This window comes from Amorphus orientalis (genome assembly GCF_030814015.1).
In the GTDB taxonomy this organism is placed as follows: domain Bacteria; phylum Pseudomonadota; class Alphaproteobacteria; order Rhizobiales; family Amorphaceae; genus Amorphus; species Amorphus orientalis.
Genome location: NZ_JAUSUL010000001.1, coordinates 302,119 through 316,136 on the forward strand (window position 1 = coordinate 302,119; position 14,018 = coordinate 316,136).

The 14,018-nt window shown below is 66.2% G+C and carries 13 protein-coding genes; 4 read left to right on the top strand and 9 right to left on the bottom strand.

Translation table 11 applies throughout. From position 1 onward, the window contains the following. Positions 1 to 27: 27 nt before the first annotated feature. The 9 genes from J2S73_RS01395 to J2S73_RS01435 form a co-directional block, all read right to left on the bottom strand. Positions 28 to 294, bottom strand: coding sequence for a helix-turn-helix domain-containing protein (locus tag J2S73_RS01395; protein WP_306883633.1), 267 nt, complete (start codon positions 292 to 294; stop codon positions 28 to 30). 209 nt (positions 295 to 503) lie between these two features. Beyond that, positions 504 to 1,199 (bottom strand): urea ABC transporter ATP-binding subunit UrtE, encoded by a 696-nt coding sequence (gene urtE / locus J2S73_RS01400; protein ID WP_306883634.1) that lies wholly within the window; start codon positions 1,197 to 1,199, stop codon positions 504 to 506. 10 nt (positions 1,200 to 1,209) lie between these two features. Continuing rightward, on the bottom strand, positions 1,210 to 1,956 hold the full coding sequence (gene urtD / locus J2S73_RS01405; protein WP_306883635.1) for an urea ABC transporter ATP-binding protein UrtD: 747 nt from the start codon (positions 1,954 to 1,956) through the stop codon (positions 1,210 to 1,212). Then, positions 1,953 to 3,155 (bottom strand): urea ABC transporter permease subunit UrtC, encoded by a 1,203-nt coding sequence (gene urtC / locus J2S73_RS01410; protein WP_306883636.1) that lies wholly within the window; start codon positions 3,153 to 3,155, stop codon positions 1,953 to 1,955. Before urtC ends, urtD begins: the two co-directional genes overlap by 4 nt. Beyond that, entirely contained in the window at positions 3,155 to 4,816 is a 1,662-nt protein-coding gene (gene urtB / locus J2S73_RS01415; protein ID WP_306883637.1) for an urea ABC transporter permease subunit UrtB, read from the bottom strand. The genes urtC and urtB overlap by 1 nt, the downstream gene beginning before the upstream one ends. Before the next feature lie 102 nt (positions 4,817 to 4,918). Next, positions 4,919 to 6,226 carry an urea ABC transporter substrate-binding protein gene (gene urtA / locus J2S73_RS01420; protein ID WP_306883638.1) on the bottom strand — a complete coding sequence of 436 codons (1,308 nt, stop codon included), beginning with the start codon at positions 6,224 to 6,226 and terminating at the stop codon, positions 4,919 to 4,921. Between the two features lie 283 nt (positions 6,227 to 6,509). Then, positions 6,510 to 6,749 (bottom strand): hypothetical protein, encoded by a 240-nt coding sequence (locus J2S73_RS01425; protein WP_306883639.1) that lies wholly within the window; start codon positions 6,747 to 6,749, stop codon positions 6,510 to 6,512. A gap of 129 nt (positions 6,750 to 6,878) precedes the next feature. After that, entirely contained in the window at positions 6,879 to 8,240 is a 1,362-nt protein-coding gene (locus tag J2S73_RS01430; RefSeq protein ID WP_306883640.1) for a globin-coupled sensor protein, read from the bottom strand. A gap of 368 nt (positions 8,241 to 8,608) precedes the next feature. Continuing rightward, the gene (locus J2S73_RS01435) at positions 8,609 to 9,325 is read right to left on the bottom strand and encodes a GntR family transcriptional regulator (protein WP_306883641.1); all 717 of its coding nucleotides are present in this window, start codon (positions 9,323 to 9,325) and stop codon (positions 8,609 to 8,611) included. Positions 9,326 to 9,518: 193 nt separating this feature from the next. On the opposite strand from J2S73_RS01435, the gene J2S73_RS01440 reads away from it, so the two are divergent. The 4 genes from J2S73_RS01440 (at position 9,519) to J2S73_RS01455 (ending at position 14,018) form a co-directional block, all read left to right on the top strand. Continuing rightward, positions 9,519 to 10,214: an EthD family reductase gene (locus tag J2S73_RS01440; RefSeq protein ID WP_306883642.1), complete on the top strand. Its 696-nt coding sequence runs from the start codon at positions 9,519 to 9,521 to the stop codon at positions 10,212 to 10,214. 289 nt (positions 10,215 to 10,503) lie between these two features. Then, positions 10,504 to 12,039 (top strand): ABC transporter substrate-binding protein, encoded by a 1,536-nt coding sequence (locus tag J2S73_RS01445; RefSeq protein WP_306883643.1) that lies wholly within the window; start codon positions 10,504 to 10,506, stop codon positions 12,037 to 12,039. A 102-nt stretch (positions 12,040 to 12,141) separates the two neighbouring features. After that, complete coding sequence (locus tag J2S73_RS01450) at positions 12,142 to 13,158, top strand: ABC transporter permease (protein WP_306883644.1); 1,017 nt, start codon at positions 12,142 to 12,144, stop codon at positions 13,156 to 13,158. Positions 13,159 to 13,160: 2 nt separating this feature from the next. After that, entirely contained in the window at positions 13,161 to 14,018 is an 858-nt protein-coding gene (locus J2S73_RS01455) for an ABC transporter permease (protein ID WP_306883645.1), read from the top strand.

The window sequence follows — 14,018 nt, forward strand, 5'->3', positions numbered from 1 at the left end:
CAGGGCATGACCTGCGGCGGGCGGTCATCAGCCTCCGCGCGGCGGGGCGGGCTCCTTCAGGCGGACGCCGCGGCCCAGGGCCGTGCTCGGTGCGTTGTCGCCGATCAGTTCGATGCCGAGGGCATCCAGCGCCTCGACGACCTTGGTCAGGCTTTCCACCACCCCGCGCACGTTGCCGGGGCTCGCCTCCATCCGCTGGATGGTCGGCACGGACACGCCGGCCTTTTCCGCCAGCGTTTTCTGGTCGATGCCGAGGAGGGCGCGCGCGGCGCGCATCTGGGCGGCGGTGATCACGAGATGTCAGGTCCAATTGAGATATCTGATGTAGGTGTCTAACATGCTATAGTAATGTATGAAACATCATAATGCAGCGCTGAGGTGCGACAGAGATTCGCACGCGCAAGCGCCCCGGCCGAAGCGGGCGGACCGTGCTCGGGTGGCGGAACGGGAATTGGGCCGGACACCGGATAGCGATTAGACGGCGTTCCGCCGTCCCGTCGATCTCACACCGTCATGTTGGCGCGGATCTTGTCCTCGTCCATCTCGGCGCGGGTACCGGACATGACGATCTCGCCGCGCTCCATCACGGCGAAGGTGTCGGCCAGATCGCGGGCGAACTCGAAATACTGCTCCACCAGCAGGATCGCCATGTCGCCGCGCTGGCGCAGATAGTCGATGGCGTTGCCGATCTGGATGATGATGGAGGGCTGGATGCCTTCCGTCGGCTCGTCCAGCAGGAGGAGCTTCGGTCGCCGCACCATGGCGCGGCCGATGGCGAGCTGCTGCTGCTGGCCGCCGGACAGGTCGCCGCCGCGGCGGTTCATCATCGAGGACAGGACGGGAAACAGCTCGAACACGTCGTCCGGGATGCGCCGCTGGGCGGGCGGCAGGCCGGCGAAGCCGGTCTGGAGGTTCTCGCCCACGGTCAGGAGCGGAAAGATCTCGCGGCCCTGGGGCACCATGGCCAGCCCCCGGCGGGCGCGCTCGTAGGGCGGGCTTGCGCCGAACGCCTTGCCGTCCCAGACGATCTCGCCGCCGGAAATCGGATGCTGGCCCATGACGGCGCGCAGGAGCGAGGTCTTGCCGACGCCGTTGCGGCCCATCAGGCAGGTCACCTCGCCCGGCCGGCAGGTCAGGCTGACGGAGCGCAGCGCGTGGGCCGCGCCATAGTGAAGGTCGACGTTGCGGACTTCCAGCATGATCCTCCCCCTACCGACCCAGATAGACGTCGATGACGCGGGTGTCGGCGCTGACGTGATCGAGGGTGCCTTCCGACAGCACCGAGCCCTCGTGCAGCACCGTCACCTTCACGTCGAGATCGCGCACGAACGCCATGTCGTGCTCGACGACGATGACGGTGTGGGTTTTCGCGATTTCCACCAGCAGCCGGGCGGTTTCGGCCGTCTCCGAATCCGTCATGCCGGCGACCGGCTCGTCGACCAGCAGCAGCCGCGGGTCCTGGGCGAGCAGCATGCCGATCTCCAGCCATTGCTTCTGGCCGTGGGAGAGGTTCGCCGCCGTCTCCTTCTGGAGATGCGACAGCCGGATCGTGTCCAGCACCTCGTCGATGCGGGTGTTCTGCTCCCGCGACAGCCGGGAGACGAGCAGGTGGAACGGCGAGCGGCTTTCCTTCAGCGCCAGCGCGATGTTGGTGCGCACCGTGTGGTTCTCGAACACGGTCGGCTTCTGGAATTTCCGGCCGATCCCCTCGTTGGCGATGGCCGCCTCGTCGAGCCGGGTCAGGTCGACGGTTCCGTCGAAATAGATGGTGCCGGTGTCCGGACGCGTCTTGCCGGTGATGCAGTCCATCATGGTGGTCTTGCCGGCGCCGTTGGGGCCGATGATGGCGCGCATCTCGCCCTCCTGGAGCACCATGGAGAGGTTGTTGAGCGCCTTGAAGCCGTCGAAGGAGACGGTGACGCCGTCGAGATAGAGAAGCGAGGACGTGAGGCTCATTCCGCAGCGCCTCCCCGGGCCATGGCGGTGTCGTCGGGATCGACGCCGGCTTCCCGTTCGGCGGAGGCGCGGGCGGCGCTTTCCTGCTGCTCTGCGATCAGCTTGCGCTGGCGGCGCCGGTCGATGAGGCCGAAGAACGGGCCCATGATCCCGCGCGGCAGAAGCACGGTCACGACCACGAACAGGGCGCCGAGCACGAACAGCCAGAGTTCGGGGAAGGCGCCGGTGAAGTAGGTCTTGCCGAAATTGACCAGCACCGCGCCGACGATGGAGCCGACCAGGGTGCCGCGCCCGCCGACGGCGACCCAGATCACCGCCTCGATGGAGTTGGCCGGGGCGAATTCGCCGGGATTGATGATGCCGACCTGGGGCACGTAGAGGGCGCCGGCGACGCCGGCCATGGCGGCCGACACGGTCCAGATGATGAGCTTGTAGTGCTCCACCCGGTAGCCGATGAAGCGCGCCCGCGCCTCCGCGTCGCGCACCGCCACCAGCGCCTGGCCGAACCGGGAGCGGACCAGCCAGATCGCCAGCAGCAGTCCGAGACAGAGCGCCAGCGCGGTGGCGAAGAACAGCGCGGCGCGGGTCTCCCGGGCCTGGATGCTGAAGCCGAGGATGTCCTTGAAGTCGGTCAGGCCGTTGTTGCCGCCGAAGCCCATCTCGTTGCGGAAGAAGGCCAGCATCAGGGCGAAGGTCATCGCCTGGGTGATGATGGAGAGATAGACGCCGGTGACCCGGGAGCGGAAGGCGAGCCAGCCGAACACGAAGGCGAGCAGGCCCGGCACCAGCACCACCATCAGCGCGGCGAACCAGAACATGTCGAAGCCGTGCCAGTACCAGGGCAGGCCGTCCCAGTTCAGGAACACCATGAAGTCCGGCAGCAGCGGGTTGCCGTAGACGCCCCGGTCGCCGATCTGGCGCATCAGGTACATGCCCATGGCGTAGCCGCCGAGGGCGAAGAACGCCCCGTGGCCGAGGGTCAGCACGCCGCCGAAGCCCCAGACCAGGTCGATCGACAGCGCCAGCAGCGCGAAGGCGAGATACTTGCCCAGAAGGCTCACGACATAGGTCGGCACGTGCCAGGGGTCGCCCGGGTCGAAGGCGAGGTTCAGGTAGATCACCACCAGCGAGCCGACGAGCAGGATCGCGATCGCGCCGAGGGCGAAACGGGTCAGGAGGATGGGGGAGATGGTGGTCATCAGCCCTCCGCCGCGCGGCCTTTTTGCGGGAAGAGCCCGCGCGGCCGTCTCTGGATGAACAGGATGATGAGGACGAGCACCAGGATCTTGCCGAGCACCGCGCCGGCATAGGGCTCGAGAAACTTGTTGAGCACGCCCAGCGACAGGGCGCCCACGAAGGTGCCCCACAGATTGCCGACCCCGCCGAACACCACGACCAGGAAGCTGTCGATGATGTAGCTCTGGCCGAGGTTCGGCGAGACGTTGTCGATCTGGGAGAGCGCCACCCCGGCGATGCCGGCCACGCCGGAGCCGAGGCCGAAGGTGAGGGCGTCGGTCCAGGGCGTGCGGATGCCCATGGTCGAGGCCATCTTCCGGTTCTGGGTCACGGCCCGGATCTGCAGACCGAAGGCGGTGCGCTGCAGGAGCAGGACCAGGAGCCCGAACACGATCAGCGCGAAGATGACGATCGCCATGCGCGAATAGGTGATGGACAGGCCGCCGAGCTGGAACGCGCCGGACATCCAGTCCGGATTGCCGACCTCGCGGTTGGTGGCGCCGAAGATCACTCGGACGGTCTGCTGCAGGATCAGCGAGATGCCCCAGGTGGCGAGCAGCGTCTCCAGCGGGCGGCCATAGAGGAAGCGGATCACCGTCCGCTCGATCAGGATGCCGACCAGGCCGGCGACGCAGAAGGCGAGCGGCAGCGCGATCGCCAGGGAGGCCCCGAACAGCTCGGGAAAGTTCTGCCGGATCACCTCCTGAACGACGAACGTCGTGTAGGCGCCGAGCATCACCATCTCGCCATGGGCCATGTTGATCACGCCCATGACGCCGAAGGTGATGGCGAGCCCGATCGCCGCCAGAAGCAGCACCGATCCCAGCGACAGTCCGAACCAGATGTTCTGGGCGAACTCCCACATCTGCAGCTTGCGCTCGACGCCCCGGATCAGCTCGGCCGATCGCTCGGCAAGCTCCGCATCGGCCGTGGCGCGGTTGAGCAGCTGCAGCGCCTGCCGGTCGCCGACGGCGGCCACGGTCTCCAGCGCTTCCAGCTTCTCCTCGGTCGGCGCGTCGGACTGCAGGATCGAGGCGGCGAGCGCGCGCTGCATGGTCGTGCGGACGCCGGCGTCGTCCTCTTCGGCCAGCGCGGCCCGCAGCGGCTCGACATTGTCGCCCGAGGCGGCGGCCAGCATTTCCAGCGCCGCGGTGCGGCGGATCGCCGGGTCCTCGGCGCGCAGCGTCAGGCCGGCTACGACCTCGTCGATCAGGTTGCGGATGTTGTTGTTGATGGAGATGCGATTGGTGTCGCGCCGGCCGAGCTCGCCAAGCCGTTCGCCGGTCAGCGGGTCGACGGCGAAATCGTCGCGCCCTTCCTCGACCACGAGAACGACGCGGTTGTCGGACTTGCGGATCTCCAGATCGCCGTTGCGCAGAGCGCGCAGCAGGGGCGCCGCGGCGGGGTTGCCGGTCGCCGCGATCGCGCGGATGCCGGCTTCGGTCGCGGCGAAGTCGCGGCCGTTGTCGAGGCCGGAGAGAAGCGGCCGGAGCTCTTCCGCGTCCTGACCGTCCTGGGCGCGCGCCCCATCGGGCGCAAGCAGCATCAGAAGGGCGACGAGGCAGAACAGGGCGCCGAATACGGGGATCGAGCGGAACCGACTGGTCGGCAGACGCTGCAGCATGGCGTTCCCGTGCGGTTTTGATGTGAAAGCCAAGGTCCGCCGGAGCGGAGGAACGGCGCGGAGCCCCACTGGCTCCGCGCCGTCTCGTCTGAGGTCAGGCGGTTATTGGCCGGAGGCGCCCTGGCCGCCGCACTGGCCGGTCTCGGTGTTGAAGTTTCCGCAGGACATCGGCGCGCGCCAATCGGAGATCAGCGGCTTGGAGTCCGGCAGGTAGTCCGACCACGCGTCGCCCGGCACCAGGCCCGGCGTCTCCCAGACGATGCCGAACTGGCCGTCGTCGAGGATTTCGCCGATCAGTACCGGCTTGGTGATGTGGTGGTTCGGCATCATCGCCGAATAGCCGCCGGAGAGGTTCGGCACGGCCACGCCGATCATCGCGTCGATGACGGCGTCGGGATCGGTGGTGCCGGCCTTCTTCACGGCTTCGACCCACATGTTGAAGCCGATATAGTGGGCCTCCATCGGGTCGTTGGTGACGCGGTTGTCGTCGCCGATGAAGTCGAGCCAGTTTTCGATGAACGCGTCATTCTCCGGCGTATCCACCGACATGAAGTAGTTCCAGGCGGCGAGATGGCCGACCAGCGGAGCGGTGTCGATGCCGGCGAGTTCCTCCTCGCCGACGGAGAAGGCGACGACCGGAATGTCGGTTGCCTCGATCCCCTGGTTCGCGAGCTCCTTGTAGAACGGCACGTTGGCGTCGCCGTTGATGGTGGAGACAACCGCCGTCTTCTTGCCGGTCGAGCCGAAGGTCTTGATCTCCGACACGATCGACTGCCAGTCGGAATGGCCGAACGGCGTGTAGTTGATCATGATGTCTTCGTCGGCGACGCCGCTGTCCTTGAGGTACTGCTCGAGGATCTTGTTGGTCGTGCGCGGGTAGACATAGTCGGTACCGGCCAGCACCCAGCGCTCGACGCCCTGGTCCATCAGGTAGTCGACGGCGGGGATCGCCTGCTGGTTCGGGGCGGCGCCGGTGTAGAAGATGTTGCGGGAGGATTCCTCGCCCTCGTACTGCACCGGATAGAACAGGATGCCGTTGAGTTCCTCGAACACCGGCAGCACGGATTTCCGCGAGACCGAAGTCCAGCTTCCGAAGACGGCCGCGACCTCATCCTGGGAAAGCAGCTGGCGCGCCTTTTCCGCAAAGAGCGGCCAGTCGGAGGCCGGGTCCACGACGACGGCCTCGAGCTGCTTGCCGAGCAGTCCGCCCTTGGCGTTCTGCTCCTCGATCAGCATCAGCATCACGTCTTTGAGAGTGGTTTCCGAAATCGCCATCGTTCCCGACAGCGAGTGCAGGATGCCCACCTTGATGGTGTCGTCGTCCTGCGCCAGCGCGGCGCCCGTCGCCGCGCCGGTCAGGCACAACGAAAGCGCGATCGGGCGCGCCGTTTTACGAATGAAGCCCAGCATGATCCCTCCTCATGAAGACATTGAATCTCGATTGCGTTGCCGAAGGCGCATTCGGCGTTGCAACAAGGATGCCAGTGCCCGGAGAGGGTGAGGCCGGGTGTCGAATCGTGCACAAAGGCGGCCGGTGGGCGATCCGGTCGCCTAATTTCTAGTCAGATTTGGGGGGTGTGCTGACGACGGAGTGTGCGATCCGCCGTGGTTCGCCCAGAGGCTGCATCTGCTCGGGTGTGAGCTGTCTGCCCGCTCGGATGCCTCCGTCTGGGCCCAGGCGGCACAGGTCCGCTCACCGCGATCGCGCCGGTGCGTACTCTCCATCGCGCCAGTTGCGGGCACGCATGCGCGGCGCCAGCTTCCAGCCGATGAACGGCGTCGTCACGAACGCTGCCACGATGACAATCGGCAGCAGGACGGCCGCGTGGGCTTCCAGCGCTGGCACATAGAGGACCAGCAGGGCGCCCACGCCGAACACCACGGCGTTGGCCATCATCGAGACGAGCGCTGCGATATAGGTTCTCGTCTTCATGTCGGAACTCCATGCCGATAACTCGGACATGGGAAACGACGACAGCGCGGCCGCGGTTCCCGCCGCGCGCCGGACCCAGGCCCGAGGGCCCGTCCGGTCGGGGCGCGAGCGGCCTGATCCGAACCCGCGTCAGGCTGCGCGGATCTTGGCGAGGAAACCGGCAACACCCGTGCGCAGTTGCTCCGACTGACGGCCGAGCTCCGACGCCGCGCCGACGAGCGAGTCGGCGGAGTTGCTGGTTTCCTGCACCCCTTCCATCACCTCGTGGATGGTGGCGGAAACCGAGGCTGCGCTGCGTGCCGTATCGCCGATGTTGGTGCTGATATCGGATGTGGCGACGTTCTGCTGCTCGACGGCGGCCGAAATCGAGGCCGAGGAGTCGTTGACCGATTCGATGGACTGACCGACGCGATCGATGGCGTCCACCGCGGTCTTCATCACCGCCTGGATGTTGCTGATCTGGCCGGAGATCTCTTCCGTTGCCCGGGCCGTCTGGTTGGCGAGGCTCTTCACCTCGCTCGCCACCACGGCGAACCCCTTGCCCGCATCGCCGGCGCGGGCGGCCTCGATGGTGGCGTTGAGGGCGAGCAGGTTGGTCTGGGAGGCGACGCTCTCGATCAGGTTGACGATTTCCCCGATCTTCTCGGCGGCGGCGGAGAGTTCCTGCATCGTCGAGGCTGCGGATCGGGCGTCGGCGGACACGCCCGAGGAGGTGCGGGCCGCGTCATGGACCCGGGAGGAGATTTCCCGGATGGAATGGGTCAACTGGCCGGCTGCCGCGGACACGGACTGGGCGGTCGCAGCCATTTCTTCCGAGGCGGCCGCCATCGTCGAGGTCCGGTCGGCGGTCGTTTCGGCGGTGCGGGACATCGATTTCGCCGTGACGGCGAGTTCTTCCGAGGCCGCCGCCAGCGTTTCCGCGATCGCGCCCACCTCGCGTTCGAATTCCTGGGCCATCCGCTCCTGTTCGGTGCGTTTGGTCGTAATCCGGATCTCGTCCATGCGGGAAATGCAGAGGTCCATGTCGAGCATCGCCGCCTTGATCAGGCAGTCGATGCCGCGCTCCGTGGCTGCCGCACCCGATTTGCCACCCAGGAAGCGCTTGCCGGCGCCGGCCCGGCTCACGGCCTGCACCATCGCGGAGACGAGTTTTGCATAGCCGCCGAAATACCATTCCGGGCGCAGTCCGAGGCGCGCGTGGGCGTCGCCGATGCGCTCGACCGACTTGATGTAGTCGTCGCCGAAGTCCGCGGTCATGATCCGCATCCAGTGCTCGAACTGCTTTTCGCGGGCGTGCCGACGCATCGCGTCGTTCGCGAAGGTGGCGTTCGCCTCCGGCTGCTTGGCGATGTCGGTGTAGAACTGGTCCAGGATCTTCGGCAGCTCTCGTTCAATCAGTGGCTTCAGATCGCGCAGAACCTGCCGGGCCTGGGCGTCGAAGCCGGTGAACTCGAAGCGCTTCTTCAGATCGGTCGTTCCTTGCGTCGTCATTGCCGAAGTCATTTCCTTTGGCCGCGCAGGATCGCGCGGGCGACAGTAGGAGGAGGGTGCGTCGAGCGCTGCCCCACGGGTGCACGCGTTCAACCATGGCTGATGGCCGGGGAGGCGCGCTTTGGGAGAACCACCGCCTGCACGCCGAAAAACGAAAGCGTGATCTGCGGTCGGTGACACGTTGCGCTGGATTAGCTTGTGCTAACCTTGCATGCTTCAGGTTGCCGGAGGATCCAGATGCGATCTGCGCGCGTATTGGATAGTTTCACGAAATATATCGTGCCGAGCGGGCTCGGGGGCGCGGTCATCTGCGACGGTCCGATCATCGCCACCCTGACGTGCGCCTGTGGCAGCGACCGGTCCCGGGATCAGACGCTTGAGCGTCGGCGCCCCGCGTCGGGCCGGTCCCCGGCCGCCTTCTGAGTGGCGAAGAAATGGGCTTCCGCGTCTTCGATGAAGATCCGCACGGCCGCCTCGACGGCGTCGGCGTCCCGGTGCCGGAAGGCTGCGGTCATGCGGTCGAGGCCGGACATGACGACGTCCCGTGTGGCCGGGCTCTTCAGGGTCGCGAGGCGGACCGTCTGCACCTGATCGGCAAAGCGCGAAATGGTGGCCGCAAGGCGCCAGTTGGGTTCGGCCTCCAGCCAGATCTGGCGGTACTGCATGTTGGCCAGGCCCATCTCGTCGGCGTCCTGGTCCCGGTGGGCACGACGGGCGCGCTCGTATGCGGTCACCAGATCGGCTTCCGCACGATCCGACAGGTGGCGGGCCGCGTTGGCCGCAGCCGTTGGTTCCAGCAGCTTGCGGATCTCGAAAATGTCGGCGACGTCCTGCATGGACAGCTTCGGCAGCACGAAGCCGCGGGTGGTCCCGGCGAGATAGCCTTCGCTGACGAGTTCCAGCAGGGCTTCGCGAACCGGCATCCGCGACACACCCATCCGGCTCGCGATCTCCAGGTCGACCAGGCGCGTATCGGGGCCGATCTCGCCGTGCTGTATCTTCCGGCGGATGGTGTCGCGGACCTGCTGGCGCAGGCTGGTCTGTCTCGGCGCCATCTTGTGCGCGGCCCGGTCCCGACTGGTCACCTGTGTCCTCCTGGGTGCAGTGCACCGATTCTATCCGGTCCGCGGCGCCGGCCAAAGCGCGGCGGACGCATCGGCGCTTTCGGACGCCGTTGCATGGAAGGGCTCGAGCCTCGGCACGATCCGTGTAAGGTCTGCGTCGACCGGTCATCCGGCATGGCGCCGGAGGCTTTGACCCGACAACGGAGACACGTGAATGGAATGGACATATGAGGTCGCGGTGACAAGCGCAACCGAGACGTCCGATGCGCTGGAGCGCTGGTTCCGCGCCGGCCCCCTCGCCGCGCTGGCCGGGTTGGACGGTTTCCGCCACGTTGATCTCTATGTGCCCGCCGAGGGCGAATCCGCCGATCCCTACAACCACGACAAGGCGGGTCCGGCGCTGCTGCTCCAGATTGTTTTCGCGACCCGGGAGGCTCTGATCGACGCCGTCCGGAGCTTTCGCATCGCCGCCGCCTTCGGTTCGCTTCCCGACGGCGCGACGGCCACCGGCACGGCATTCGAGCGCCGGCTGTATCCGGTCGCGGACGGAACGGAGCCGGCTCGGCTCGAAGCCCCGTTTTCCTATGTCGTCCGCTATCAGCGCCCGGCGGAGGACGAGGCGGCCTTCATCCAGAACTATATCTCAACCCACCCGGTCACCCAGGCCAAGCTGCCCGGCATCCGGGCGATCGCGTGCTACCTGCCGCTGGGCGAGGCCGAGCCGGGCGGGCCGTTCGACGATCCGGACTACATGATCGGCAACGAGGTCGCCTTCGACGACATTGCGGCCTTCAACGTGGCCATGAAGTCGCCGGTTCGCGAGGAGCTGCGCGATCACTACCGCTATTTCCCCGCCTTCAGCGGTGCGAACACCCATTACCCGATGACGCGCCAGCGCCTGTTCGGCTGAGCCGGCGGGTGCCGCGTCGCGCGCCATTCGCTGCCTCAAAAATCTTCATTCGCAGCCGAGCAAGATCGTTGCGCGAAAACAGTATACTGTTTAGGCTTCAAATATCGGAGTTGGCCGCAGCGGACTTTCGCGGCCTTCCCCTGTGGCGGGGCGTTCGCGCGTCCCGCCCGGGTCAGGAGCCATGTGGCCGCGGGTAACCGGCCGCCTGGTGACGGTTGGGCGGATCTGACGACCGGCGAAGACCGGCGCAGCGATCAAAAAGAACAAGATCACCAGCAGAGGGATTCACATGGCATACGAGATTCAACGTCGCACGCTGTTGCAGATGCTGGGTATCGGCGCGGCCAGCGCCGGCGTCATGGGCGGCAGCCTCAAGGTACTGGCGGCGGATGGGGACTCCGTCACCATCGGCTGGCCCAACGACGTCCCGAGCTGGGACCCGAACCTCCGGTTCGCACCGGATGCTCAGCCGCTGTACAAGCAGGTGTTCAGTCAGCCGCTCACCCAGAACCCGGACCTCAGCCTCGCTCCCAATCTGATCACCAAATGGGAGATGGCGGACGACGGCATGAGCTTCGCCTTCGAGATCCGCGACGACGTCACGTTCCAGAACGGCGACAAGATGACCACGGAGGATTTCCGGTTCTCCTTCGTGGAGCGGAAGAATTCCGATCTGCCGCTCGACATCAAGAATTCCTGGCGGAACCTCACCGACATCGAGATCGAGTCGCCGACCAAGGCGACGATGAAGTTCGCCAAACCGGCGACGACGGTGCCGCAATGGCTCACCTTCCTGGGCAGCTACGTCGTCCCGAAAGGGTACATCACCGAGGTCGGCGAAAAGGCCTTCGCCGAGAAGCCGATCGGAACCGGCCCCTACAGGCTGGTCGACTATCAGCTCAACTCGCGGGCCGTCATGGAGCGCTATGACGGCTTCTGGGGCCCCAAGCCGGCGATCAAGCGGGTCATCTTCGAGATCATCAAGGATCCGTCGGCCCGCGGCGCGGCGGTCAAATCCGGACAGGTCGACCTGACCATCAACGTGCCGGTGCGCGAGGTCGAGCGCTACGAGAGCGATCCGAACCTCGTCGGCGAGATCAATCCGATCGCCCGCCTGATCCTGCTGCAGTGCCGGGCCGACCAGGGCTTCACGGACCAGAACGTCCGCCTTGCGGCGCACCACGCCATCAACAAGGAGGCCCTGTCCAAGGCGTTCTATGGCGGCAAGGCGGTGCCCGTGCCGGTGCCGGCCACTCCGGGCTCGCCCGGATACGTCGAAGGCTTCGAGTTCCCCTACGATCCGGAGAAGGCCAAGGAATTGCTGGCCGAATCCGGCTACGGACCGGACAATCCGGCGAAGATCACGTTCGGGACCACCAACGGGCACTTTCCCAGCGACTACGACATGGCCCGCGCGATCCAGCAGATGTGGAGCCAGGTCGGGATCGATGCCGAACTGCAGACCGTGGAGTACACGAAGTATTTCGAACTGGTCCGCAGCGGCACCCTGCCCGATGCGATGCTCTACTCCTGGGACAATGCGACCGGCGATCCGGAGATCTACGCGGGCTATCTGCTGAATCCGAACATGCCGTTCTCGGCCTTCAAGTTGGCGGAGTTCGGCGAGACGCTCGACGGGCTGTTCGCCGAGACGGACTACGAGAAGCGGATTCAGGGCTACCGGGACTTCGAGGTCCGCGCGGTGGAAATGGGCGCCACGATCCCGATCCTGCAGACCGTGCAGACCCTCGTGCACAAGAAGGGCCTGAGCTACGAGAAGTTCCAGAACGGCTGGGTGCTCGCCAACACCATGAAATGGACCTGAGGTCCGCCGTCTGAGCTTCCCTGTGTCTCGTAACCATCGCAGCGGCTGCGTTTCGCCTGGGTCCAAGACCGGCGAAGGCCGCTGCGGTGGCGGGTTTCCGCGATGATTGCGACCATTCTTCCTCTGATCGGCCGCCGCCTGGCTCTGTCGGTGCTGATCCTGCTGATCGTGTCGATCCTGCTGTTCTGCGTGCTGCGGCTGTTGCCGGTCGATCCGGCCGCGATGTCGCTGCCGCCCACGGCGACCCTCGCCGAGATCGAGGAGAAGCGGCGGGAAATGGGGCTGCATCTGCCGCTGCCCCATCAGTACGTGATCTGGCTCGGCGACGCCCTGCGCGGCGATTTCGGCATCTCGATCCTGTTTCGCCGGGATGTGCTCGGTCTGATCGCGGAAACCCTGCCGGCGACCATCGAACTCGCCGTTCTGGCCATGATCATCGCGACCGTGCTCGGCATCGCCGGCGGCCTGCTCCTGTTCCATGTCCGCGGAAGCTACGCCGAGGCGCCGGCGGACGTCGGCTCGATCATGCTTCTGTCGCTGCCTGAGTTTCTCTGGGCGCTCTTCTTCATTTTCCTGTTCGGCGCGGAACTGAACTGGCTGCCGTTCACCGGTCGGCTCGATTCCGAATTCAGCGATCCCGGCGGCAGCGGCTTTCTGCTGATCGATTCCCTCGTCGCCGGCCGCCTCGACATCTTCCGGAGCGCGCTGGAGCATCTGATCCTGCCGAGCTTCGCGCTGGGGATCGGCTTCGCGCCGCCCATCATGCGCGTGCTCCGGTCCAGCCTGATCGACACCTATCAGGAGGACTACATCCATCTCGCACGCCTGCGCGGTCTGTCGGAGGGGCGGATTCTGGTGCGCCACGCGCTGAAGAACGCGATCCTGCCGACATTGAGTCTGATGGGGGTCCAGTTCGGCTTCCTGTTCGGCGGCACGCTGCTGGTGGAGGTGATCTTCTCCTATCCCGGCCTGGGCAACCTGATGGTCGATGCGGTGCGCAATGCCGACCTGCCGATCATCCAGGCGGTCGGTCTCGCCTACTGCGTGATGGTCCTCGTCATCAACACGGTGGTGGACAGCCTCTATCTCGTCCTCAACCCCAAGCTGAGGACCCGCTGACCATGGCCATGCTGCCTCCCTGGATGCGATCGGGCCGGGTGCTCACGGGACTGGTCGTGGTTTCCCTGATCTTCCTGTGCGCCATCTTCGCGCCGGTGCTGGCCCCCTACGATCCCAACCAGCAGGACCTTCTTGCCATGTTCCTGCCGCCGGCCTGGGCGCCGGGCGGAGATCCGGCGCACCTGCTCGGCACCGACAGCCTCGGCCGCGACGTGCTGTCCCAACTCATCTACGGGGCCCGCGTGGCCATGACCGTGGCCGTGGTCGCGTCCGTGGGCGCCATGCTGCTCGGGGCCGTGCTGGCCTACATCGCCGGCTATTTCGGCGGGCGCGTCGACGCGGTGATCAGCCGGGCGGTGGACGTCTGGATGTCGTTTCCCCCGGTGATCCTGTCCCTCATCCTCATGGTCGGCCTCGGGGTCGGGCTGCGCAACGTGATCCTGGCCATCATCCTCGTCGACTGGACCCGGTTCTGCCGGGTGCTCAGGGCGGAAGTCATGGTGACGGCGCGCCGCGACTACGTCTCCGCCGCCCGCCTCGTCGGCTTTTCCCACTGGCGCACGATCACCCGCGAGATCATCCCGGCCAGCCTGCCGCTGCTGATCACGCTGATGAGCCTGGAGATGGGCATCGCCGTCATCGTCGAGGCGATCCTGTCGTTCGTGGGAATGAGCGTGGGCGCAGAGACGCCGGCCTGGGGGCAGATGATCGCCGATGCCCGGCAGTACATCTACGATTCGCCCTGGGGCCTGTTCTTCCCGGTCCTCGCCATCTTCATCGCCGTGTTCGGGTTCAACATGCTCGGCGACGGTCTGCGCCGCACCCTGGATGTGCGTGTCGCCGTGACGCAGCGGGTCTGA

Bases quoted from the DNA above. Each gene is read 5' to 3' on its own strand.
- urtE (WP_306883634.1), bottom strand. From the start codon at position 1,199: ATGCTGGAAGTCCGCAACGTCGACCTTCACTATGGCGCGGCCCACGCG.
- urtD (WP_306883635.1), bottom strand. From the start codon at position 1,956: ATGAGCCTCACGTCCTCGCTTCTCTATCTCGACGGCGTCACCGTCTCC.
- urtC (WP_306883636.1), bottom strand. From the start codon at position 3,155: ATGACCACCATCTCCCCCATCCTCCTGACCCGTTTCGCCCTCGGCGCG.
- urtB (WP_306883637.1), bottom strand. From the start codon at position 4,816: ATGCTGCAGCGTCTGCCGACCAGTCGGTTCCGCTCGATCCCCGTATTC.
- urtA (WP_306883638.1), bottom strand. From the start codon at position 6,226: ATGCTGGGCTTCATTCGTAAAACGGCGCGCCCGATCGCGCTTTCGTTG.
- J2S73_RS01425 (WP_306883639.1), bottom strand. From the start codon at position 6,749: ATGAAGACGAGAACCTATATCGCAGCGCTCGTCTCGATGATGGCCAAC.
- J2S73_RS01430 (WP_306883640.1), bottom strand. From the start codon at position 8,240: ATGACGACGCAAGGAACGACCGATCTGAAGAAGCGCTTCGAGTTCACC.
- J2S73_RS01440 (WP_306883642.1), top strand. From the start codon at position 9,519: ATGGAATGGACATATGAGGTCGCGGTGACAAGCGCAACCGAGACGTCC.
- J2S73_RS01445 (WP_306883643.1), top strand. From the start codon at position 10,504: ATGGCATACGAGATTCAACGTCGCACGCTGTTGCAGATGCTGGGTATC.
- J2S73_RS01450 (WP_306883644.1), top strand. From the start codon at position 12,142: ATGATTGCGACCATTCTTCCTCTGATCGGCCGCCGCCTGGCTCTGTCG.
- J2S73_RS01455 (WP_306883645.1), top strand. From the start codon at position 13,161: ATGGCCATGCTGCCTCCCTGGATGCGATCGGGCCGGGTGCTCACGGGA.